The sequence below is a fragment of the Corynebacterium sp. HMSC059E07 genome (assembly GCF_001814395.1).
Lineage (GTDB): Bacteria > Actinomycetota > Actinomycetes > Mycobacteriales > Mycobacteriaceae > Corynebacterium > Corynebacterium hesseae.
The window spans coordinates 105,243-128,128 of the sequence record NZ_KV816328.1; the positions used below are offsets into that span (position 1 = coordinate 105,243).

The 22,886-nt window shown below is 59.2% G+C and carries 21 protein-coding genes; 12 read left to right on the top strand and 9 right to left on the bottom strand.

What is annotated here, in order from left to right; genetic code table 11:
- Positions 1–30 precede the first annotated feature (30 nt).
- From HMPREF2967_RS08865 to HMPREF2967_RS08875, 4 genes are all read left to right on the top strand, one after another.
- Entirely contained in the window at positions 31–5,055 is a 5,025-nt protein-coding gene (locus tag HMPREF2967_RS08865) for a DEAD/DEAH box helicase (RefSeq protein WP_070686110.1), read from the top strand.
- A gap of 205 nt (positions 5,056–5,260) precedes the next feature.
- Positions 5,261–5,713, top strand: coding sequence for a Panacea domain-containing protein (locus HMPREF2967_RS08870; RefSeq protein ID WP_070531141.1), 453 nt, complete (start codon positions 5,261–5,263; stop codon positions 5,711–5,713).
- A 2-nt stretch (positions 5,714–5,715) separates the two neighbouring features.
- The gene (locus HMPREF2967_RS13140; protein WP_144269113.1) at positions 5,716–6,228 is read left to right on the top strand and encodes a hypothetical protein; all 513 of its coding nucleotides are present in this window, start codon (positions 5,716–5,718) and stop codon (positions 6,226–6,228) included.
- 220 nt (positions 6,229–6,448) lie between these two features.
- Complete coding sequence (locus tag HMPREF2967_RS08875) at positions 6,449–7,603, top strand: glycoside hydrolase family 25 protein (RefSeq protein ID WP_070531264.1); 1,155 nt, start codon at positions 6,449–6,451, stop codon at positions 7,601–7,603.
- Here HMPREF2967_RS08875 and HMPREF2967_RS08880 read toward each other — a convergent pair.
- Positions 7,600–8,442 (bottom strand): spermidine synthase, encoded by an 843-nt coding sequence (locus HMPREF2967_RS08880; protein WP_070531139.1) that lies wholly within the window; start codon positions 8,440–8,442, stop codon positions 7,600–7,602. The two genes, HMPREF2967_RS08875 and HMPREF2967_RS08880, sit on opposite strands and share 4 nt — an antisense overlap.
- Before the next feature lie 102 nt (positions 8,443–8,544).
- On the opposite strand from HMPREF2967_RS08880, the gene mnmA reads away from it, so the two are divergent.
- Positions 8,545–9,630 carry a tRNA 2-thiouridine(34) synthase MnmA gene (mnmA, locus tag HMPREF2967_RS08885; RefSeq protein ID WP_070565066.1) on the top strand — a complete coding sequence of 362 codons (1,086 nt, stop codon included), beginning with the start codon at positions 8,545–8,547 and terminating at the stop codon, positions 9,628–9,630.
- Positions 9,631–9,632: 2 nt separating this feature from the next.
- Here the strand turns inward: mnmA and HMPREF2967_RS08890 are convergent, their stop codons facing one another.
- Positions 9,633–10,001: a PH domain-containing protein gene (locus tag HMPREF2967_RS08890; protein ID WP_070565063.1), complete on the bottom strand. Its 369-nt coding sequence runs from the start codon at positions 9,999–10,001 to the stop codon at positions 9,633–9,635.
- Between the two features lie 108 nt (positions 10,002–10,109).
- On the opposite strand from HMPREF2967_RS08890, the gene HMPREF2967_RS08895 reads away from it, so the two are divergent.
- Positions 10,110–11,018, top strand: coding sequence for a uroporphyrinogen decarboxylase/cobalamine-independent methonine synthase family protein (locus tag HMPREF2967_RS08895; protein WP_070565060.1), 909 nt, complete (start codon positions 10,110–10,112; stop codon positions 11,016–11,018).
- On the opposite strand, the gene HMPREF2967_RS08900 is transcribed toward HMPREF2967_RS08895, so the two are convergent.
- From HMPREF2967_RS08900 to HMPREF2967_RS08925, 6 genes are all read right to left on the bottom strand, one after another.
- A complete protein-coding gene (locus tag HMPREF2967_RS08900) occupies positions 11,015–12,145 on the bottom strand; it encodes an ATP-binding protein (protein ID WP_070531133.1) in 1,131 nt (376 codons plus the stop codon). The genes HMPREF2967_RS08895 and HMPREF2967_RS08900 overlap by 4 nt on opposite strands.
- 108 nt (positions 12,146–12,253) lie before the next feature.
- Positions 12,254–12,517 carry a FitA-like ribbon-helix-helix domain-containing protein gene (locus tag HMPREF2967_RS08905; RefSeq protein ID WP_070565057.1) on the bottom strand — a complete coding sequence of 88 codons (264 nt, stop codon included), beginning with the start codon at positions 12,515–12,517 and terminating at the stop codon, positions 12,254–12,256.
- 4 nt (positions 12,518–12,521) lie between these two features.
- Positions 12,522–12,806, bottom strand: coding sequence for a hypothetical protein (locus HMPREF2967_RS08910; RefSeq protein ID WP_070531130.1), 285 nt, complete (start codon positions 12,804–12,806; stop codon positions 12,522–12,524).
- 9 nt (positions 12,807–12,815) lie between these two features.
- Complete coding sequence (locus HMPREF2967_RS08915) at positions 12,816–13,814, bottom strand: serine hydrolase domain-containing protein (protein WP_070565054.1); 999 nt, start codon at positions 13,812–13,814, stop codon at positions 12,816–12,818.
- A complete protein-coding gene (locus tag HMPREF2967_RS08920; protein WP_070565051.1) occupies positions 13,814–14,329 on the bottom strand; it encodes an ArsR/SmtB family transcription factor in 516 nt (171 codons plus the stop codon). The genes HMPREF2967_RS08915 and HMPREF2967_RS08920 overlap by 1 nt, the downstream gene beginning before the upstream one ends.
- Positions 14,330–14,392: 63 nt before the next feature.
- Complete coding sequence (locus tag HMPREF2967_RS08925; protein WP_070565048.1) at positions 14,393–15,064, bottom strand: 3'-5' exonuclease; 672 nt, start codon at positions 15,062–15,064, stop codon at positions 14,393–14,395.
- A gap of 145 nt (positions 15,065–15,209) precedes the next feature.
- Between HMPREF2967_RS08925 and HMPREF2967_RS08930 the strand changes: the two genes are divergently transcribed.
- The 4 genes from HMPREF2967_RS08930 to HMPREF2967_RS08945 are packed head-to-tail and all read left to right on the top strand — an operon-like array spanning position 15,210 to position 20,069.
- Positions 15,210–16,469 carry an ATP-binding protein gene (locus HMPREF2967_RS08930; protein ID WP_070565045.1) on the top strand — a complete coding sequence of 420 codons (1,260 nt, stop codon included), beginning with the start codon at positions 15,210–15,212 and terminating at the stop codon, positions 16,467–16,469.
- Between the two features lie 53 nt (positions 16,470–16,522).
- Complete coding sequence (ligA, locus tag HMPREF2967_RS08935) at positions 16,523–18,547, top strand: NAD-dependent DNA ligase LigA (RefSeq protein ID WP_070686104.1); 2,025 nt, start codon at positions 16,523–16,525, stop codon at positions 18,545–18,547.
- Positions 18,544–19,314, top strand: a complete 771-nt coding sequence (locus HMPREF2967_RS08940; protein ID WP_070686106.1) for an HAD family hydrolase — start codon at positions 18,544–18,546, stop codon at positions 19,312–19,314. Before ligA ends, HMPREF2967_RS08940 begins: the two co-directional genes overlap by 4 nt.
- Complete coding sequence (locus tag HMPREF2967_RS08945; protein ID WP_070525254.1) at positions 19,311–20,069, top strand: HAD hydrolase family protein; 759 nt, start codon at positions 19,311–19,313, stop codon at positions 20,067–20,069. Before HMPREF2967_RS08940 ends, HMPREF2967_RS08945 begins: the two co-directional genes overlap by 4 nt.
- Here the strand turns inward: HMPREF2967_RS08945 and HMPREF2967_RS08950 are convergent.
- Positions 20,066–20,725 (bottom strand): ACT domain-containing protein, encoded by a 660-nt coding sequence (locus HMPREF2967_RS08950; RefSeq protein WP_070525255.1) that lies wholly within the window; start codon positions 20,723–20,725, stop codon positions 20,066–20,068. The genes HMPREF2967_RS08945 and HMPREF2967_RS08950 overlap by 4 nt on opposite strands.
- A gap of 201 nt (positions 20,726–20,926) precedes the next feature.
- Between HMPREF2967_RS08950 and gatC the strand changes: the two genes are divergently transcribed.
- A complete protein-coding gene (gatC, locus tag HMPREF2967_RS08955; protein WP_070525257.1) occupies positions 20,927–21,229 on the top strand; it encodes an Asp-tRNA(Asn)/Glu-tRNA(Gln) amidotransferase subunit GatC in 303 nt (100 codons plus the stop codon).
- Between the two features lie 2 nt (positions 21,230–21,231).
- Complete coding sequence (gene gatA, locus HMPREF2967_RS08960) at positions 21,232–22,716, top strand: Asp-tRNA(Asn)/Glu-tRNA(Gln) amidotransferase subunit GatA (RefSeq protein ID WP_070686108.1); 1,485 nt, start codon at positions 21,232–21,234, stop codon at positions 22,714–22,716.
- The last annotated feature ends 170 nt before the right edge of the window (positions 22,717–22,886 follow it).

Below are 22,886 nucleotides of genomic sequence, written 5' to 3' on the forward strand. Positions count from 1 at the left end.
CTCGTGCACACCTTCGGGCACAATGTTCTCATGTCGAAGTTCTCTGAGGTCCTAGACCAGCTGCGTGAAAACCAACCGAAGGCAAAGTACGGCATTGCCTTTGAGAAGCTGATGGTCAACTATTTCAAGACCGACCCGACCTTAAAGAACCAGTTCGATGAGGTCTGCCGCTGGACGGATTGGCGCTACAACGGCGGCAAGGCTGACACCGGCATCGACTTGGTGGCCCGCCGCGTGGATGACGGCACGTGGACCGCCATCCAGTGCAAGTTCTATGACTCTAAGGCGCGCATTCAGAAGTCCCACCTGGATTCCTTCTTCGAAGCCTCTGGTCATTCCTTCCAAACGGAAGAAGGCCGCCAGCACTTCGGCAGCCGCCTGATTATTTCCACCACGGACCACTGGTCCTCCCATGCGGAGGACGCCCTGTCCAACCAGATCATTCCAACCAGCCGCATTGGCATCTCCGCCATCGCGGAATCACCCATCAACTGGGACGTGGCCTTCCCTGGCTCGGAAGTGCGCGATAAAACCATCCAGATCAACCTCTCCCAGCGCGAGACCTTTGAACCCCGCCCACACCAGCAGGCGGCCATCGACAAAGCCATCGAAGGATTCAAGACCCATGACCGCGGCAAGCTCATCATGGCCTGCGGCACCGGAAAAACCTTCACCGCCCTGCGCCTGGCGGAACGCGTCGCTGAGGACAACGGCGGCAAGGCCCGGATTCTCTTCCTCGTGCCGTCCATCTCCTTGCTCTCCCAAACCTTGAAGGAGTGGACCGCCCAGGGCCGCCTCGACATGCGCGCCTTCGCGGTGTGCTCCGACAGCAAGGTCTCCAAGAAGGCCGAGGACATCGCCGTCTATGACCTTGAGGTCCCAGTTTCCACCGAAGGCAAGGACATCACCACGCGCTTTGAATCCGGCAAGCGCGCCAAGGGCCTCAATATCGTCTTCTCCACCTACCAGTCCATCCAGGCAGTACAAGATGCCCAGCAGGTAGGCCTCGATGATTTCGACCTCGTCATCTGCGATGAAGCCCACCGCACCACCGGCATCACCTTGGCCGGTGAGGACGCCAGCAACTTTGTCCGCGTCCACGATGCCGACTACATCAAGGCAGCCAAGCGCCTCTACATGACAGCCACCCCGCGCCTTTATGACGAAGCCGTCAAGGGCAAGGCCGAAGAGCACTCCGCGGAGCTGGCCTCTATGGATGATGAAGCCATCTACGGACCAGAGTTCTTCCGCCTCGGCTTTGGCGAAGCCGTGGACAAGGGGCTGCTTACTGACTACAAGGTGCTTGTCATGACCGTGGATGAATCCGTGGCCGCCCAAGCCATGGCCCACAGTGAGAACAACCAGGTCAACCTTTCACTCGCCTCCGCCATGATTGGTGCCTGGAACGGCTTGGCCAAGCGCTCCGGTGAATTGCAGGGCAAGAAGGGCGGCTTTGAGGAAGACGCCCAGCCCATGCAGCGCGCCGTGGCCTTTGCCAAGGACATCAAGACCTCCCAGCTCATTGCGGAGACCTACCCCTCACTCATCGGCACCCACCAAGAACTGCTCAAAGAAAAGGCAGTGCTTAACGACGTCTCCCTCACCAACGTCGATCTCCACGTCGCCGCCCAGCACGTCGACGGCGGCATGAATGCCATGGAGCGCGGCACCAAGCTTTCGTGGCTGGAGGCTCCTTCAGGGGGGGGGCAACAGTCGCGCATGCTCACCAATGCGCGCTGTCTTTCTGAGGGTGTAGACGTCCCGGCGCTGGACGCCGTTATCTTCTTCAACCCCCGCAACTCCATGGTGGACGTGGTCCAGTCCGTTGGCCGCGTCATGCGCAAGTCGGAGGGCAAGGACTACGGCTACATCATTCTGCCCGTGGCCGTGGCCAGCAATGTCTCTCCAGCAGAAGCTCTCAACGACAACCAGCGCTTCAAAGTGGTCTGGCAGATCCTCAACGCTCTGCGCGCCCACGATGACCGCTTTAACGCGAAGATTAATTCGATTGCTCTGAATGGCGACCCCAACGAGCTCCCGATCATCCCAATTCCGGTGAATCCGATTCCTGACGATCCAAACGATGTCAAGAAGGAAGAAGACCCTCGGGAGAAGCTCAATAGCAGCGACGCGAATACCGGTGGCGGCGATATTGACGAAGCAGAGCGACGCAGGGATCTCGCTAAACAGATGGCACTGTTTCCGCTGGAACAGTGGCAAGAAGCGATCTACACCAAGCTGGTGGACAAGGTCGGCACCCGCACCTACTGGGAAGACTGGGCTGATGATGTTGCCACCATCGCAGAAAACCAAATCACCCGCATCAAGGCGCTTCTCGACGGCGCCGATGGCTCCCTCCGCACCGAATTCGACAGCTTCGTTGAAGGCCTGCGCAATAACCTCAACGACGGCATCAGCGAAGAAGATGCCATCTCGATGCTCTCGCAGCACCTGATTACGGCACCGGTCTTCAACGCACTCTTTGAGAATCATGACTTCATCACCCACAACCCCGTGGCTCAGGTCATGGAGAAGATGGTCAAGGCCTTGTCCAAGGCAAACCTCGATACTGAGACCGAGTCCCTGGAGAAGTTCTACGAGTCCGTCCGCGTCCGTGCTTCTGAGGTGAATTCCGCTTCCGGCAAGCAGCAGGTCATCAAGGAGCTTTACGAGCGTTTCTTCCGCAAGGCCTTCAAGAAGCAATCTGAGGCCCTCGGCATTGTCTACACCCCAGTCGAAATCGTCGACTTCATCCTGCGTGCCGCCGATGACGTGTCCAAGAAGCACTTTGGCAAGGGATTGACCGATGAGGGCGTGTGCATCCTCGACCCCTTCGCTGGCACCTCGACCTTAACGGTCCGCCTGCTGCAGTCCGGCCTCATTAAGCCGGAGGACCTCGCCCGCAAGTACGCCAACGAGCTCTTCGCCACCGAGATCATGCTGCTGGCCTACTACGTTTCAGCGGTGAATATTGAGACCACCTACAACGCCCTGCGCGAAGAGGCAGCCCTGCGCAATGGCGAACCCGCACCCGAGTACGTGCCCTTCACCAACATAGCCCTGGCCGATACATTCCAGATCCACGAGGAAGGTGACATCCCAGACCTCAATATCTTCCGCGAGAACAATGAGACCATCGAGCGCCAGAAGCAAGCGCCCATCAACGTTGTGATTGGTAACCCGCCGTATTCGGCAGGGCAGAAGTCCGCGAACGACCTCAATGCAAACCTGAAGTACCCGAGCCTAGATAAGCGCATTGCGGAAACGTACGCCGCAAAGTCCACCGCGACCAATAAGAACTCGCTGTACGACTCCTACCTAAGAGCTTTCCGCTGGGCCACTGACCGCATTGGCGACCAGGGCGTCGTTGCGTTCGTCTCTAACGGCGGATGGATCGACGGCAACACCGGCGACGGAGTGCGCCTGTCGATGGCGGAAGACTTCACCGACCTCTATGTGTTCAACCTTCGTGGCAATATGCGTAACTCCAATTGGCGAGCAGAGGGAGGTCAGATCTTTGGGGCCGGTTCACAGACGACGATCGCAATCTTTATCGGAGTAAAGGACCCGAACAAGACGCGCTTTGATTTGCACTATGTACAGACCCCCGATTGTGCTACCCGTGATGAGAAACTTGAGATCGTTGAAAACTCAACCGTGGAACGCATGGAATGGCAACAAATTTCGCCGAACAGGGAAGGCGACTGGCTTAATCAGCGGTCGGAAGAGTTCGAGAAATGGCCAGTTGTTGGCGAAAAGAATGGTGCCGCGGTAAAGGTTTTCGAAGTATATTCTCGCGGCCTGTCAACTGCTCGTGACGCTTGGGCCTATGCGCAGACCGACGGCCAATTGCTCTCTAAGCTGGGGATCTTGACTGGTACATACACTGAAGCAACAACTTCGCTTCAAAAATGGTTAGTTGACCAAGGGATCACTAAACCCAAGGAACAGGATGTAACGGCTTTCCTGCGAGTGCATCCACAATACGCAGATATAACAAAGGTGTCTTGGAATCGCACGCTAAAAAATTTAGCTGCAAAAGGCGCTGAGATTCTCGTTCAGCCTGATCGTATTTACGGTTCGCTCTACCGCCCGTTTATGAAACAGCGAGGGTATTTTGAGCAGTCGCTGAACGACATGACGTACCAGCTCCCGTCGATGTTCCCGACCCCAGTGCACCGAAACATCGGGTTCTATCAAGTTGGAAATGGTTCAGCTGTTCCTTTCTCTGTGATCGCAACGAACTTGCTGCCTGATCTACATGTGACTGGTGCAGGGTCGGGCGGCCAATTCTTCCCCCGCTTCACCTGGGCCGCCGTCGAAGCCGACGACGGTGGGCTGTTCGGTGAGGGGACCGCGGTCAAGCAGGGAGAAGCCAGCATCTACGGTTCGATTGGTGAAGTCGTCGACGGCTACGTGCGCGTGGACAACATCACTGATGAGATAAAGGCTCTCTACCGTGATGCGTTGGGTGCGGACATCACGGGCGATGACATCTTCCACTTTGTCTACGGCAAGCTGCATGACCCTGTCTATCGCACGAAGTACGCGGCTGACTTGAAGAAGATGCTCCCGCATATTGAGACGCCGAGCTTGCGTGCGGAGTTCGACACGTTCGCGGCTGCTGGCCAAGAGCTGATGGACCTTCACGTCGACTATGAGACCGTGGAGCCGTGGACACTGGACATTCAAGTCAAGGGCGATGAGACCGACCGTGAGACGTGGCGCGTGCTCAAGATGAAGTGGGCCAAGCGCAAGGATCCGGAGACGGGAAAGAACGGCAATGACGTGACGAAGCTGATCTACAACAAGCGCGTGACCATCGCCGGTATCCCGGAAGAAGCGGATGAGTACATGCTGGGCTCGCGCTCGGCAGTCGCGTGGCTGATTGACCGATACCAGGTCAAGAAAGACAAGGCTTCGGGCATCGTCAATGACCCGAACGATTGGGCCGACGAGGTAGGCAATCCGCGCTACATCGTGGACCTGATCGGGAAAGTCGTGCGCGTGGCCATGGAGACGGTACGGATTGTGGATGGATTGAATTCCAAGTAGTCGGGAGCCAAATTTGTCCGCCAGATGTATGGTAATAAGGAGTCAAGTGGTGTTTGTAAAGCGAGTAGGCTCTTTGCCTATGCCACACTGATGGGGGGACGCACACGAGACTTCTCGTGTATCTGTTGGTGCACGCACAGTCTGGTGGATAATAGAAAGTGAAGGGTAGAAACATGCACCAGGACAAGGGCGAAAGGAGCTGGATATGGCGCGCGTCAACGATGTAGCTCGTTACATTCTGGAAAACGTTGATTCTGGTGTAAGCACTATGAAGCTCCAGAAGCTCGTTTACTACGCCCAAGCATGGAGTCTCGTGTGGGATGAAAAGCCCTTGTTCAATTCCCGCATAGAGGCATGGGCTAACGGTCCTGTTTGCCGTGACCTTTATAAGTGCCACCGCGGAGAATTCACCGCGAGCACTGACATGTTTCCCGGTGACTCTACTCAGTTAAATGCAGATGAGAAAGACACCATTGATGCAGTCTTAGCTGCTTATGGTCACTTGAACGGTCAGCAGCTGAGCGATTTGTCTCATAATGAACGTCCGTGGCGCGAGGCGCGCGTGGGCGTTGCAGATGGCGCTCCCTCCACGAACGAAGTCAGCCTAGAGGTCATGCAAGACTTTTACAGTGCCATGCAATCTGCGGCTAGCGCATAACGATGGGAAGCGGAAAGCGTAAGAAAAAGAAGCTTGCGCGCCAAAGGAATAACGCTGGTGGAAAATACGTGCCGCCTCTGGTTGCCACGGCTGATGATAAAAAGGTTCCGGTGAGCGCAACACTAGATGCCTCATATAAGAACGAATTAGTTCGTTGGACGGCTAGGGAGATAGACGAAGTTCCCGGTGCTGGTGACGGGCGCCGGTGGGATTTGAGTGCCAACGAGACAGTGGAACTACTAAAGTTCCTTGATGATCTAACTAAGAAGACTTGGGCGGAGTGTGAAAACGAAGGATCCAAGGGGCACCGACGCAACCATGATCACGCAATAAACGAATTGAGTAAAGCTGCGCAGAATCGACTACGACAGCTGGACCAAAATGAAGAACGAGTCTTCCGTTTTAGATTGAGTGGTGCCTGCCGGTTGTGGGGGTTCCGCTCAGGAAGCCTGTTTCGTGTGCTTTGGTACGACCCGGAGCACAAGGTTTATCCGGTCAAAAAGCGACACACATAACTGGAGCGGCTCCAGTCTTCCGATTGCTGACAACTTTGTTGAAGCTCTTAGTCCTGATGACCGGACCTTTCGTAGGGGCGTCGCCAAGCATTGCCCGTTCCTTCGCTGCACCGGTTTATCGGGACGGCGTTGGTGGCGGTGTTAAAACTGTGGCAAACGAGTTTAAAGTTTTGCGTGTTGCATCTGTTACTCATGTTGTTAAAGCGGTAGTGTGGCGCGCATGAGCCATGCACGTCGCCTTGTTACCGCCGCCGTTACCGCAGTAGCGGCCGTGGCACTGTCCGTATCCACCGCCGTTGCCATCCCGTCCTACGCGCCTTCCGGTGTGGACGTCTCCGGCAATAACCACGCGTCCCTTCGCGGAATCGATTGGGACGCTGTGAAGTCTGATGGCCAGTCCTATGCCTTTGTGAAGGCCACTGAAGGCGTTGGGTTTGTTAACAACCACTTCGTACGCGATGCCAATGCCGCCGCAGCGGCTGGTCTGAAGGTCGGCGCTTACCACTACGCGCGCCCGGCTGGTGATGCCAAGCAGCAGGCAGCGAGCTTCGCCTCCCAGATTGCGCTGGTGCCGACGCAAACCTTGCCGCCGGTGCTGGACATTGAGGTCGATGAGGGCCTGAGCGCAGCTCAGCTGGAGGAGTGGATCGACACCTTCATGACTGAGGTGAAAACCCTAACCGGCCGCACGCCGATGCTGTACACCTACAAGTACTTCTGGATGGGCCAGATGGGCAATTCCACACGCTTCTCCGAGTACCCGCTGTGGCTGGCCGCCTACCAGGACACCGCGCCGGACCCAGTCGGAGGCTGGGACAAGTTGGCCTTCTGGCAGCGCTCCGGCAGCGGCCGCGTTGCCGGTATCGAAACCGATGTTGACATGAACCTCTTTAACGGTACTGAGGCACAGCTGCAGTCCTTCTCCGGTGGCAATTACATCGACTTCGGCGGCATCTTGGATGACATGGTCATCCCGGGTATTGACCTAGGCGACGACGCCGGCGTGCTGATCGCTGGAATCCTGGCTCTGGCAGCGGGTGCTGTGGCCGTGCCGGCCGTCGCCGATGCCGCCAAGAACGCGGGGCTCGATGTCGATGCGACCGGTCTTATCAAGCAAGCGGAAAAGCTGCTTAACGACGGCGTTATTAGCGCCGATGACCTCAAAGACATGTCCAACAATGACGCTAGCGTTGGTGACTTGGCCATCTTCTTGGACAATGCGCAGCACCTGCAGGATGTTGATGCCGATAATGTCAGCCAGCAGGACGTGGAGAACGCCGACCGCGCCGCGCGCAGTGCGGGTCACGCCGCAGGCGTTGCGGTGCCGAATCTCGACTCCAAGCAAGTGGCGGATCTGCTCAATAGTCTGCGTTAATCGCTACGCGGTGATGGGGCGTCGTGGCGCGGATTAGCCCCCTTAAAGAAGCGGCGGGTCCAGGACTCGTCGCGGAAGTGCGCGGGCACCGCACCGGACAGCAGTGGTTTAGCAAGCGCGGCGGCTTGCGGGGAGCCGTCGCCAGGCAGCTCGGTGTCTGAGCCGATGAGGATGATGTTGCCGTAGCGCCGGCCTTTGAGCATGGGAGGGTCGGCAATAACGGCGACGTGTGCAAAGACTTCTGCCATTCCGGCGAGTTCTGCCTTCGCCCCTTGCAGGTCGGAGTGGTCACCGCAGTTGGCAACGTAAAGCCCGCCCGGAGTGAGCGTGGCGTGGGCGTGCTGGAAGAACTCTTGGGTGGTGAGAGGCTCCGGCGTGACGGCGCCGGCGAAGACGTCGCGGATGATGACGTCGAAGCGATTCGGAGGGAAGCCTTCCGTCACCGCGCGTGCCTCACCGGCGCGGATTTTCACGCGGGGAGCGGCAGGGATATCGACTAGCTCACGGATGAGCTCGGCCAGTTTCGCGTCGAGCTCCACCACCGTGTTGTGGGAATCCGGCCACAGGTCTGCGAAGTAGCGGGGGAGAGAACAGCCACCGCCGCCCAGGTGGAGCAGGCGCTTGCCAGGCGCTAGGTTTTCTACCGCTGCAGCAATCCAACGCATGTACTCGAATTCGAGGGTGCGTGGCTCTTCGGGGATGAGGTGTGAGGAGGGTACGCCGTTGATGTTGAAGATGAAGGCGCCATCGCGGAACGGGTCGGCTTCGACGACAAGCTCCCCCGTGGAAATCTCGTAGGTGCCCGCGATTGAATCGGTCTTGTTGCGCTTTCTTCCCATAATGCCTTTTAGCTTAGGGAATAGAGCGTGAGTTCAGTGTGTTGGGGTATGGGGTACACCGCGACTAGCCTAAGTGGACGAAAGAAGGAAGAAGGGGAAAGCATGCGAGTATTGGTAGCCATGTCCGGCGGCGTCGATTCCTCGGTCGCAGCCGCACGCGCGGTGGAGGCGGGCCACGAGGTCATTGGTGTGCACCTGGCCCTGCACAAGGATGCGCAGCAGACTCGTGAGAAGGCGCGCGGCTGCTGCTCCTTGGAGGATTCCGCCGATGCCCGCCGTATTTGTGACAAGCTCGGCATTCCTTTCTACGTGTGGGACTTCTCCGAGGAGTTCAAGGAAGCCGTTATTGGTGACTTCGTTGACTCCTACGCCCGCGGCGAGACCCCGAACCCCTGCTTGCGGTGCAACGAGAAGATCAAGTTCGCAGCTCTCCTGCGCAAGGGCATGGCACTCGGCTTTGATGCGGTGGCCACGGGCCACTACGCCACTATCGATGACGACGGCTACATGCGCCGCTCCCTGGATGAGAATAAGGACCAGTCCTATGTGCTGGGCGTTATTACCAAGGAAGAGCTGGACCACTGCTTTTTCCCGATTGGTGATACCCCGAAGCCGCAAATCCGCGAGGAGGCCAAGCGCCATGGTTTCTCCACGGCGGCGAAGCCGGATTCTTATGACATCTGCTTCATCCCGGACGGCAATACCCAGGCCTTCCTGGGTCGTTCCATCGGCCTGCGTCCAGGCATGATCGTGGACACCGAGGGCAATGAGCTCAAGGAACACGATGGCGCGTGGAACTATACCATCGGCCAGCGCAAGGGCTTGGACATCAAGACGCCGACTGCCGACGGCTCCCCGCGCTACGTCACCGACATCGACGCGGCCACCGGCACCGTCACCGTCGGGTCGCGCGCAGACCTGGCCGTGACCCGTATCGAGGCCGACCGCCTGAAGTACCTGCACCCCGCGATGGAAGGTGACTTCGACTGCGAGGTGCAGGTGCGCGCCCACGGTTCCGTCGTTCCCTGCCACGCTCACGTGGACCGCGAAGCCGACCGCATGACGCTGGAACTGAAGGAGCCGCTCTCCGGCGTGGCTCGTGGCCAGGCTGCCGTGCTTTACCTACCGAGCCCGGACGAGCTAGGCGATATTGTCCTGGGCTCCGGCACCATCTGCGGAACCGAGTAGCTTTAGCGAAGCACGCAGTCAGCGATGAGTCGATCGAGTGCCCGAATATCGACTTTGGGCCCGATGTTGATTTTGAAGTGGCCAGCTCGTGTCCAGAGCTCCAGTTCAGCATTTACGTCTAGGAGCTTCCCTGCATTCTCCGTCGACCACATATTAATGGAGGAGTAAGGGAGAGAATAGATTTCGACTTTCTTTCCAGTGAGACCTTGAGAATCTCGGATAATCAATCGGTGGCTAGTGAAGACCGCTGCGTCTCGGACAGTTTTAAATGCGCAGATGGGCTTTTCGTTGGCTGCGAGAACTGACGAAATATCGCTCGGAATCTCGCAAGGAGAATAGAAGGTCCAGCCAGAAAACTGTTCAAGTGCCACGGGAGTATCCTTTACTATCTGCGACTTAGTGGTTTGTGAATTGCATTATAGATGTCGCAGTAGTCTTTGATTCGGTATTAGAAGAAAAACATTCGGGAAGGAGAACGGATGACGGGATTTGCCCTTGGCCCCATGCCCGGCACCTCCATGGCGGAGGCCGCGGACATCATCATGGGGGAGACCGAACTTCCTGCCATCCCGCAGCTGCCCGAGCGTGGCCTCGGTTCCGACGCGGTGGGCCGCACGGCCAGCATGCTGGAGGCCATCTCCATCGACCGCGGCCCGCGCTCGTGGCGCATGACTGCGCGCCCGCAGCTGCTGACCCGCCGCACGTGGGACCGCTTGGAACGCGACCTCGACGAGGTCCAGGAAGTCTGGGGCGAGACCGTGCCTCGCGTCAAGGTGCAAGCACTCGGCCCCTGGTCGCTTGCGGCGAGCATTGAGCTTTCCGATGGTCACCGCGTGCTCACCGACCGCGGGGCCTTCACCGAGCTTGCCGACGCCCTCCGCCACGGCCTCCATGCACACGCCGAGGACGTCGCTAGTCGCTTCCACGGGGAGGTCGTCGTCCAGCTCGACGAGCCCCTGCTTGCCGATATCATCGCCGGCCGCGTCCCTGGCACCACAGATTTCGATACCATCCCGGCGGTCCCGGATGAGGTCGCGCTCGACCTCCTACAATCCTTCGAAGCAGACTACCTACACGCCCCACCGCTGTGGTCGCTAGCGCCTGCTGCCACGACCTTCCTCACGGATTTCCGCGGTCTGGAGACCCCGCGTCACCTTGATGGCTTGGGCGAACACCTTAACGCGGGCCACCGGATTGGTCTGGGCATTGAAGGTTCCGATGCCCGCGCGGAGGCTATCGCGTTGGCCCAGCACCTCGACCGCATCGGCATGCCGCGCGACCTGCTCGTCGACCGTTTCGACGTCTATCCCGTCAAGGCCTCCGCCAGATCCCTGCGCTCGGTTACCGAGACCGCCGGCATCCTCACTCGCGATGCCGGTGACCTTTAGTCAACCCGCCCCAAGCTATCCGTCGCGGTGAAAAAAGACTCCATATACGGGATGACGAACTGGAGCTGGCCGTGGGCGGTGGGTTCGATGAGGTCGGCGTCGATAAGCCGCTGGCGCGTGGCCGACAAGGACCGCACCGTCCGGTCCTGGTGCGCGGCGATGTTCTTGATTTCTGCCGTACCGTCCTCCATGACCGCGCTCATCGCCTCGAGGAAGAGGCGCTGGGCCGGTGGAAGCGAAAGGGTAGCAGGCTGGTGGACTTGGGCACCCAAAACCGAGATAGCCTCGGCTGACACCGCTGCGACGTCACTCTCCTCGATACTGCTCCCACCCTCGCGCTGCGCCTTTCTCCAAGCCAGTGAGCCCACCAGCTGCACCATGTAGGGGTAGCCGCGCGACAGACGCACCGCCGCTGCTACCGCATCATCGGTGAATTCAAGCCCGGACTGTGCGGCGGTCTCGGTGAAGGCCACCTCGGCGTTCGCGGGGGAGAGCGGGCCCAGAACGAACCTTTGCGCGCGGCGTAGGAAGGTCACGCCCGGCAGGTCCAGCAGTCGGTTGACTCCCTGCGGAAGGCCCGCGGCGACAATAGCGACATCGAGCTCATCGCGCACCAAGTCTTGGTAGGTCACGGCCAGGGAAGTTAGGTCCTCCGCGTATGCGTCCTGTACCTCGTCGATGGTCAACAGCACGCCAGTGCCTTTGAGCATGCCTAAAAGCTCGCGCAGGCGGGTGTTCAACGTGGGTTTGTAGGCTTCCTCAGTGTTGTGCTGGATGCCAATGGTTGCCACACCACCAATGCCGACGCGGTTGACCTTGTGCTTGTCCGCCGGGGCCAGCTTGTCCATGATGCGCGGGATGGTGGTGTCAACGAGCTCGTCAACCATGGAGCTGCGTCCCGAGGCACGCAATGTGATCCACCCGCGACTAGAGGCGATATCTTCTATCTCGTTGAGCAGGACCGTCTTGCCGATACCGCGGGCGCCGCTGATGATGAGCGAGCGGCCCGGGCTGCCTGGTTGGGAGTCAAGCGCTGCGCGGAAGGTGTCGAGCACTGCCGTGCGGCCGACCCAGAATAGCGGTGGAACGCCGAAGGTGGGGCGGAAGGGATTCTCGTGCGGGGACATAGCTTCATCCTAGAGTATTGGGAGATTTGGGAGACTTTTATAAAGGTGGAGATTTGGGAGACTTTTCTGAGGGTGTCGACTAGAGAGACCAACGATCTCCCTAGTCCTCTATGCGTCTCGTCCGGCGCGGATTGCGGCGACGACGTCGAAGTCTCCCTTCATATCGATAGGTGCACGACGGGAGAGTTTGGCCGCCTTTTCTTCGATGGGCTTTCTGTTGGCAGTGGATGGGGATGACGCGGCCATAGTGAGGATGTTGCGCACGTAGTCTTCGAGGGAAACACCAGCGTTAGCGGCGCGGTGTTGAAGAGTTGCGATGGTTGTACTGTCTACGTCTGGGATTTCAACGGTGCAGGTAGGGGAGGAGCTCATAGTGCTATCGTACGGGAGCTTCTTGACCAGCGTCTGCGTGGCTAGAAGGCTGCACGGCCTGCCAAGCTACCGCGCCGATGTGTAGCGAGCAGGCTGCGACAAGGGCGTACCACCAGCCAAAACTGACCGAGGTATGCCAGGGCATGACGTAGCCGATGAAGAGTATGGCGAGGATCGCAATCGTTGCGGTGACGAGGCGATTTGCCGTGGAAAGGGGCTTTCGCAGGGCCTTCCATGCGGCCCAGAGCTCCGAAGCGGTGATGACGGCGAGCGCTACGGTGAGGAACATGCTTACTCCTTAGGATGCGAGCTCGTCGAATAGAGCTTGGGCAAGGTCTTCGGTGCCGGCGAGGGAATCGTTGTTGGCGAAGGCGGCGCGTTTGGTTTCCGGATCGATGATGAGCATGGTCGAGTAACCGTAGGTGCCGCCGTTGTGCCAGTACCCAACATTGTCCTCGCTGGGAGGCTGCCAGCCGTAGTCGATATCGCCGTTCTTCATAAACCACTCAGCGAATTTGGCCATGTCACTCGCCGTGGAGCGGATCGCTCCCGCGGGTGCGGAGCCTTCCATCTCCCACGGCTCAGCGTGGCGGCCGGTGGGGGTTAGGCCGCGTGGAGCGTCGGCAGGCACAGAGCCCGGCGTCATGAGGTAGGTCTCCGTCATGCCGGCCGGTTTGAAGATGCGCTCCTTGAGCATCTGCTCATAAGGCTGTCCAGCGGCGGTTTCCACCATGTGGCCCAAGAGTCCGTATCCAAGATTGGAATAGGACTCTTCGCCGCGGCCCTTCAACTTAGACTTCGTGGCTGCATCCATGATGTCCTCGGTGGTTTCGCCCTCATAAGGGTTGGCGCCGGTAATGGCCGAAATGAGGCTGCCTAGAACATCGTTGCTGGCCAGCCGAGGAAGGCCAGAGGTGTGGTCGAGTAGCTCCCTTACGGTGACGTCGGCGACGGGTGCATCGCCAATCTCGAGGACTTCGCCGACGGTCGTGTCGGGGCTCAGCTTCCCCTCTTCAACGAGCTGGTGGGCTAGCTCGCCGGTAAACATCTTGGTGACGGAGCCAATTTCGACCTCCGTGTGCTCGTCGCTGCCCAGTCCTGCGAAAGTGGCCTTGCCGTCCTGGAGGGTGAAGGCGGTGAGGTTGTGGAAGCCGGACTCTGAGTGCTGTTCCAGCTGGGTGGCTAGGGCTTCGTCGCCAGTCTTGTCTTGTGCCAGCGTAATCCTTTGTGGGCCTGCGACAAGCAGGACGGCGGCAACGGCAATAGCAGTGATAACGGCTAAGACAATTTTGCGCATTAATGGTCCTCGCTTGCGGTGATAATAGTGAGCAGGGGAATGACGCGGGGCGGGCGGATGGAGTATTCGCCGCCAGACTTCGTGGTCCAGCCCACATGAGTTAGAGCGCTCAAGTGGTGGTAAGCGGTGCCAGTGGAGGAGACGATGTTTTCTTCGACAAGCTCGGCGGCGGTGGCGGGTGCGGCGAGGAGGCGGCGGAGGATTTCGCCGCGGACGGGATGGGCCAGCGCGGAGAGGCGCTCGAGATTCTCCGCCCAGCTCTCATCGGTAACGAACGTGGTGGGGCGCTGCCATTGATAGGCGTACGAGCGCTTGCCGACGTTTATGTTGCCGCCAAAGATGACGGAACCGTCGGGAAGCTGCTCGTTGGGTGCGAGGGCGTCGACCAGCCAGTAGGTCGAGTCTTCTTCAGTGGTGGTGGGTGTAGGTCTGGCGTCGGCAGTGTTCGTGCGCCCCTCGAGCGCGGCGACGCGCGCTTCAAGCTCGGCGAGGCGTGCTTCGACTGTTGTGTCCATGGTTTCTAGAATTCCAGAAATCTAGAAACCTGGCAAGGATTAGTTGAGGATTGGGTACTGGAGTTAAGAAATCATCGGCCACGCGGTGGAGACATCCGAGGCATCCCGACCGCGTCCTTCCAGGTACTTCTTGAAGGACTCGCGGTCCTTGTACCACTCGACGGCCTGGTATTCCATGAGCTCGTTGGTGTCCATCTGTGCTAGCTCGGGGAAGTGCTGGCGCACTTGCTTCCAAGCGACGCGGGCGGCCGCGAGGGCGTCGGCAGTAGCCTCATGCGCGTTGCTCAGCTCCACGCCGTAGTGGGCGGAGACCTCCTCCAAGGTGCGCTTGCCCTTGCGCCACTTGTCCTTCACCCGGTCGATGACGAAAGGATCGAATACCGGACCATTGACCGTGAAATCCCCGGTCAGCGCGCGCAGTACGGAGAGATCGTAGGAGGCATTGTAGACAATGAGCGTAAGACCTTCCTCCCAGGCCTGGTAGATGGCATCGACCGTCTCCTTGAGGACTTCGTCGTGCGGGCGACCCTCCGCGCGGGCCTTCTCAGTAGTGATGCCGTGAATCTTGGCGGCCTCCTCGGGGATCTCCACGCCTGGGTCAGCGAGCATCTCCCGCTTATCTACCTCGCGCCCGTCGATACGAACCAGGGCAGAGGTGACGATGCGGGCTTCTTTGGGCTTTACGGAGGTGGTCTCGAGGTCGAAGGAGAGCATACGGGTGGCGTCGAAGTTCATGGACAACACTCTAGCGCCCGGCTCGGACATGCACTGTGGAAGTCCTGCAGAATGACGGACGAACCCTTGCAGAATGACGGACAAACAGCTGCAGAATGACGGACGAACCCTTGCAGAATGACCAACTGCAGGTAGAGTGTTATTTATGGAACGGTATATTAGGCGCGGCATGGAAGGTTTTGCCCGAGAAGCATTGACCTTCTCTCCCGTTGTCCACGTCACGGGCGCACGGCAGGTTGGCAAGTCGACGTTGACAAGGCATCTCGGCCTTGAACGTGCGGTATATGTAACGCTCGATGATCCCGCAGCCCTTTCACTAGCGGAGGAAGATCCGACGACCTTTGTGCAGCAAGGCGGTGACGCAACGCTGATTATTGATGAAATCCAGCGGCTTCCCGAGCTCACCCTGCCGTTAAAGGCTGAGGTGGATAGGAACCGCCGGCCAGGTCGATTCATCATTACCGGTTCCTCAGATTTTGCCCGGGGAGTAGGTAAGAAGGATTCCCTTGCAGGAAGAATTATTGATCTCCATTTGCACCCACTGAGCCAACAAGAAATTTGTGAAACGGTCAGTGACGGCGCCTTTGTAGATAGGCTCGATGAGCTCCTCGGATTGCCTGTGCGTTCGGTTCCTACGGAACAAGTAGATCGAGCTGGCTTGGTGGACAAAGTGCTGAAGGGCGGCTATCCGGTTGCATTAGATCTGCAAGATCGTATGCGCCGAGCTTGGTTCGAGTCTTATGTTTCACATGTCACGGTGATTGAAGAAACCCTATCCCGGGAAAGCGCACAGCCGGGAAGGTTGCAATCGTTGTTGCGACTACTCGCAGCACATCAGGCGGGGGAGTTAGTTCCGGCGAAGCTCGCACGTGAAGCGGAAATCCCAGCGTCCACTGTCCGCTCCTACCTCGATACATTGTCAAGGCTGTTTCTTTCCTCACAGGTGAAAGCATGGAAATCAAATCTGACGTCGCGAGAAATCTCCAAGCCCAAAAGCTGGGTCACTGATTCCGGTCTGGCTTCCTGGTTAGCGGGGCAAACTCGAGACATGCTCATGAATCCGCTGGTGCAGTCGCACCTAGGGCACTTGGTCGAAGGGTTTGTCCTTCAGGAGCTTTCTGCCCAGCAGGGTTGGGCTGAAAACCAGCATCAGCTGCTCCACTGGCGTGATAGTGCCGGGATGGAAGCGGATGTTGTCATCGAATTCGCCGACAATAGCATCGCTGCGCTTGAGGTTAAATCCGGTGCGACAGTCAAGGCAGGACAGGTTCGGCATTTGCGTGCACTGAGCGAGAAACTAGGGCCCCTTTTTCGTGGAGGATTTGTCTTGGCTCCGATTCCCTATGTGCAGCCCTTGGGGGACAAACTATGTGCGCTGCCGATGTCATATTTGTGGCGTGGATAGGCCGTTTGGCCTGGTACATGCTGTGTCCGGTAGCCCCGCTACACTAGTGACTCGTGAGTGATGCAGTAGATATCCAACGCGAATGGTCCGAGCTTGCCCAAGAAGTGCGCAAGCACCGCGAGCTGTACTACAACGGTGAGCCATCGATTCCGGATGCGGACTTTGACGCGCTCTTCCAGCGCTTGCTGGCCTTAGAGTCAGAACACCCAGAGCTGCAGACCCCGGATTCGCCTACCCAGCAGGTGGGCGCTGCCCCGGAGGGCGCCGTTGACATTGAGCACCTGGAACGCCTGTACAGCTTGGACAACGTCTTTAGCGCCGAGGAATTGCAGGATTGGCTGGACCGCACGCCGGCAAAGGCCTATCTCACCGAGCTCAAGATTGACGGTTTGTCCATCGATTTGGTCTATCGTGACGGCAAGCTTGCCACGGCCGCCACGCGTGGTGATGGTCGCGTGGGTGAGGACATCACTGCTAATGCGCGTGTTATTCCCGATATCCCACGTGAGCTGACGGGCAGCGAAGAATACCCGGTTCCCTCCCTGGTAGAGGTCCGCGGCGAGGTGTACATGCGCCCGGATGAATTTGAGGAAATTAACTCCGCACGCCGCGAGGATGGTAAGCCCACCTTTGCCAACCCCCGCAACGCGGCCGCGGGCGGACTGCGCATGAAGGACCCGGAGGACGTCAAGAAGCGCCGGCTCCACATGGTCTGCCACGGCATCGGCGCGCGCGAAGGATTCCAACCAGCCTCGCAACACGACGCCTACCAGGCCTTGGAGGCATGGGGATTCCCGGTGTCGCCTTATACCCAGCGGGTCACCACCGCCAAGGAGGTTCAAGAGCGCGTGACCTACTGGGAGGAACACCGCCACGATGCTTACTTCGAGATGGACGGTCTCGTCATCAAGGTCGATGACCTGGCCAGCCAGCGCTCCTTAGGCGCGACCTCACGTGCGCCACGTTGGGCCATCGCGTATAAGTACCCACCGGAGGAGGTCACCACCAAGCTGCTCAACATTGAGGTCGGTGTCGGTCGCACCGGGCGCGTGACGCCTTTCGCCATCATGGAACCAGTCTTTGTCTCCGGCTCGAGGGTTTCCATGGCCACCCTGCACAACCAGTTCGAGGTCAAGAACAAGAACGTCCTCATCGGGGACACCATTGTCATCCGCAAGGCCGGCGAGATCATCCCTGAGGTTCTCGGCCCCGTTCTAGACAAGCGCGATGGCAGCGAGACCGAATGGGTCTTCCCGGAGAACTGCCCTGCATGCGGTACGAAGCTGGCTCCGCAGAAGGAAGGCGACCAGGACTGGCGCTGCCCGAATACCCGCAGCTGCCCAGCGCAGCTGGCGGCGCGTCTGGAGTATTTGGCCTCCCGCAAGGCGCTCGACATTGGTGAGCTGGGGGAGAAGGCTGCTGCGGATCTGATTTCCTCCGGTGTGCTCAAGGATGAGGCGGACCTCTTTGATCTCGATGAAGAAGCACTCCTTAAATCCTCGGTCTACACCACCCAGAAGGGCGCGCTCAACGCCTCGGGCAAGAAGCTGCTGGAGAACCTCAAGTCCGCCCGCCAGGCAGACTTTTGGCGAGTGCTCGTAGCGCTGTCCATCCGCCACGTTGGCCCCATTGCCGCACGTGCGTTAGCCACGCGGTTCGGCTCCATGGAGGCGCTGCGCGCGGCATCGGTGGAGGAGCTAGCGGATACCGATGGCGTGGGTGGCATCATCGCGGAATCCTTTAAGCAATGGTTCGAGGTGGACTGGCACGACAACATCGTGCAGAAGTGGACCGCCGCCGGGGTGACCATGGAGGAAGAATCCAGCGATAGGCCCGCGCAAACGCTGGAGGGAATTACCGTGGTGGTGACCGGAACCCTAGAGAACTACAGCCGCGATTCCGCCAAGGAAGCCATCATCTCCCGCGGCGGCAAGGCCTCCGGCTCAGTGTCGAAGAAGACCAACTACGTCGTCGTCGGAGAAAACGCCGGTTCAAAGGAACAGAAGGCCCGCGACCTTGGCTTGACCATCTTGGATGAGGAAGGCTTCAACCGCCTCCTTGAAACGGGCGAGGCATGAAGTTAGCCGCCTTCGACCTGGACGGCACTGTCTACTTTGATGGCCACATGCCCGAGGACGTGCCGGAGGCGATTGCCGGTTGGCGCGCTGCGGGCAACCTTGCCGTCGTGGCTACGGGCAAGTCTCCTCATTCTGCTCGGCGTGCACTAGAGCCTTTTGGCGTTGACTTCGACTACTACCTGCTCTGCAACGGCACCGTCATCATGGATGGCTCTTATGAGTTGCTCTACGAAAACCATGTACCGCCCGAGGTGGTTCGTGCCGTGTATGAGCGGGTGCATGACACACCAAAGCTCGACCTCTACTGCACACGTTTGACAGGCCCGGACGGCTACCTCGTGCGCAACGTGGCGGGCGTGCACAACCCCATCATCAGTGAGCCCGTGCCGGTCCCGCCGTCACGCATTGAGGAAGAGGTCTTCCCGCTTGTTGCCGCCTGGACCCCGGGCAACCCAGACCTGCAGAGGAAGATCGCGCAGTGGGTCACGGACCGCTTTCCGGTAGGTACCGCGATGAACCGCAACTTCTTCGACATCATGCCGCCCGGTCACGACAAGGGCTTTGCCTTGACTTGGCTGCTTCGTCACCTGGAAGTTGAGCGCTCTGACATTGAGCTCATCACCTTCGGGGACGGGCACAATGACCTGCCCATGCATGCGCTTGCCGACGTCTCCCTCACCTTCCCCTGGGCGCAACCCGACATCCACAAGGCGTGCTCAGCGGTTGTGGACTCAGCCTTTGAAGGTCTAATACACTACGGTTCATGAAGATTGCGGCTTTAGACATGGATGGCACTGTTTACGTCAACGAAGACATAACAGAGGCCACACAAAAAGCCATCGCTGAGTGGCGTGCCGCAGGCAACTTGGCCGTCTCCGCGACGGGCAAGTCCATCGCCAATGCGCGCAACACACTCGAACCCTTCGGCGTGGAGCTGGACTACCACGTGCTCTACAACGGGACAGTCATCACCGGCGGCGACTATTCCATCCTGCACGAGGAGCATCTGCCGAGTGAGGTTGTGCAGTCCATTGTCGCTCGTTTCACCGGCCTGCCGTTGAATATCTACCTCACAGGCTTGTCTGGAGCCGACCAGGTAGCGTGGGATGGCCTCGCAGGACGCGAGTCCTCCATGGTGGCGAATACGGAAGTGGTGGATCCGGGGGACGTCGCCAAGCGCAGCACTGTGTTGTTGTCCCTGTGGATCCCTGGCAACCCTGAGCTGCGCCGCGAGGTGGACGAGTGGGTCCGCGAGAATTGTGCCGTCGAATCATCCTTTAACTGCGATTTCTACGACATCATGCCACCTGGCCATAACAAGGGTGAGGGCTTGACGCGGTTGCTTGATCATCTCGGCCACGAAAAAGCTGAACTCTACACCTTCGGCGATAGCTTCAATGATCTCTCGATGCACTCTATCGCCACCGAGTCCTTCACGTTCCCGGGAACGCAGATCACCGAAGAGGTGGACCACGTGGTCCCCGATGTCGCCGCGGGACTCAACTCGTTGCTTGCCCGCTAAGTAAGAAACGCACCCAAGATGGCACCCAAGTCACCCAAGTGCTCAACTTCGGAGGCGAGGTAATCGGGTCCACCAACGCGGCCCATGACCACGACGTAGTTCGTTCCCACGAGGGGAGCAGCGGCCAGCGCGGATTCGATGAGCGTCCAGGATTCCGGGATCCACGTGTCCTTTTCAGGGTTGAGCACGCGAGCCGTTGTGATGTTGAGGTCGGTGGGGATCGAGCCGTCGTCGGCAGGCGCGGCGTCCGACGCGGCGATGCGGCTGATGTTCTCGTCGTTCGCGATGACAATGGCCCAATTGGACGTCAGCGCCTTGGGGATGGCGGCGCAGACTTCGCTCATTGCGGCCGTCACGTTGCGTTGTGCGGCAACCTTGGCCAGCACGTGGATTTGCCCGCGGCGGTCGACGCGACCGCTGAAGGGGCGAATGGAGTCGACCTCTACGCCTTCCACGGTCTGTGCTGCCGTGATGATCTCATCCGCCATGGTGGACTGGGGGAGATCCAAGACGATGTCATCCATGACCGTACCGTCTGGGAAATTCTCTACAATGTCGACGGAGCGGATATTGGCCTCGATGCTGCCCATCGCGTTGGCAAGGAGGCCAAGGCTGCCGGGGGTGTCAGGGAGAAGGACACGGACGAGGTACGACATATCGTTCTTTCTGGGGAAGGTGAATAAGTAGGGAGGGGATATTTGGCTTTCTAACTCGATCGATGTTACCCAACCTGTCGAATACTATTCAATAGTATGAGCTTCACTTAGGGGAGGAGTGGTGGTGGCGCGGCAACAGCTGTGCAGTACCATGGGTGCTTAGCTATCAACCGTCTCAATGAATAAAAGGATGGAGTTCGCGTGTCTGATATTTCGCGTGACGAGGTCGCGCACTTGGCAAAGCTGTCGCGATTGGCCCTGAGCGAGGAAGAACTGAAGCAGTTCGCCGCGCAGATCGACGAAATCGTGGACTCGGTGTCCGCGGTGGGCAAGGTCGAGGCTGAAGGTGTGGAGCCGATGTCGCACCCGCACTCCGTACATGCTCCAATGCGTGAGGACGTTATTGTGCGCACCCTCACCGCCGAACAGGCCCTGGACCAAGCGCCGGCAGCTGAAGATGACCGCTTCATGGTTCCGCAGATTCTGGGTGGAGGAGACGAATAAGAATGGCACAATTCATTGCGCCCACCGAGGGCATTACCGCACTGACCGCCGCCGAGCTGGCTGAGAAGATTCACTCCCGTGAGCTCACCTCCCGCGAAGTTACTCAGGCATTCTTGGATCGCATCGCGGAGACCGATGGCGAGCTCAACGCCTTCCTCCATGTTGGCGCGGAGGAAGCGCTGGCGGCTGCCGACGCCGTCGATAAGTCCCTCGACGCCGGCGAAGAACCCGCCTCTGCCTTGGCTGGCGTGCCGCTGGCGCTCAAGGATCTGCTCGTTACTACCGACGCCCCTACGACCGCCGCCTCCAAAATGCTGGAGGGCTGGGTGTCACCTTATGACGCTACGCTGGTGACGAAGCTGCGCGAGGCAGGTATCCCGATTCTGGGTAAGACGAACCTTGATGAGTTCGCGATGGGTTCTTCTAACGAGAACTCTGCTTATGGCCCCGCGCACAACCCCTACGACACCGAGCGCACCCCGGGCGGCTCCGGCGGCGGCACTGCTGCGGCTCTTGCCTCGGGCCAGGCCCCGCTGGGTATCGGTACTGACACTGGTGGCTCGATCCGCCAGCCTGCTGCACTGACCAACACCGTTGGTGTCAAGCCGACGTACGGCACGGTGTCGCGTTACGGCCTCATCGCAGCTGCAAGCTCTCTGGACCAGGCAGGTCCGACTGCCCGCACGGTTCTGGATACCGCACTGCTGCACGAAATCATTGCCGGACACGATTCTTTTGATGCCACCTCCGTGGATAAGCCGGTTGCCCCGGTAGTCGCCGCCGCTAAGGAAGGCACCAATGGCGACCTTTCCGGCGTCAAGGTTGGCCTGATCAAGCAGTTCGAGCGCGACGGCTGGCAGCCGGGCGTGATGGAGGCCTACCACGCTGCGGTTGAGCAGTTGAAGAACCAGGGCGCGGAGATCGTCGAGGTCGACTGCCCGCACTTCGACGACGCACTGGCTGCGTACTACCTCATCATGCCGTGTGAGGTGTCCTCCAACCTGGCCCGCTTCGACGGCATGCGCTACGGCCTGCGTGTGGGCGATGACGGAACCCACTCCGCGGAAGAGGTTATGTCTCTGTCCCGCGCTGCTGGTTTCGGCCCTGAGGTTAAGCGCCGCATCATGCTGGGTACCTACGCGCTATCCGTCGGATATTACGACGCCTACTACCTCCAAGCACAGCGTGTGCGCACCCTCATTGCACAGGACTTTGAGCGCGCTTTCGAACAGGTCGATGTCCTTGTTTCCCCGACCACGCCGACCACGGCCTTCAAGCTGGGGGAGAAGGTTGAGGATCCGATGGAGATGTACAACTTCGACCTCTGCACCCTGCCGCTGAACCTTGCCGGCGTGTGCGGCATGTCTGTACCCTCCGGCTTGGCATCTGACACCAATCTGCCGACCGGCCTGCAGATCATGGCTCCGGCGTTCAAGGATGACCGCCTGTACAAGGTTGGTGCCGCCTACGAAGCAGGGCGCAAGTAGCGCACAGAACTGCACCTTGTAGTGTGCCTCGGCCGGTGACCTTTCACGGAAACGTGGGAGGCCGCCGGTCTTCGTCGTTTTATTCGACGGTGGGTGTGTTCTTGGTTTCTTGTCCTTGCGGTTGTTTGGAGTGGTGTCGTCGTTTGATTCGACGACTCAGGTTTTAGAAG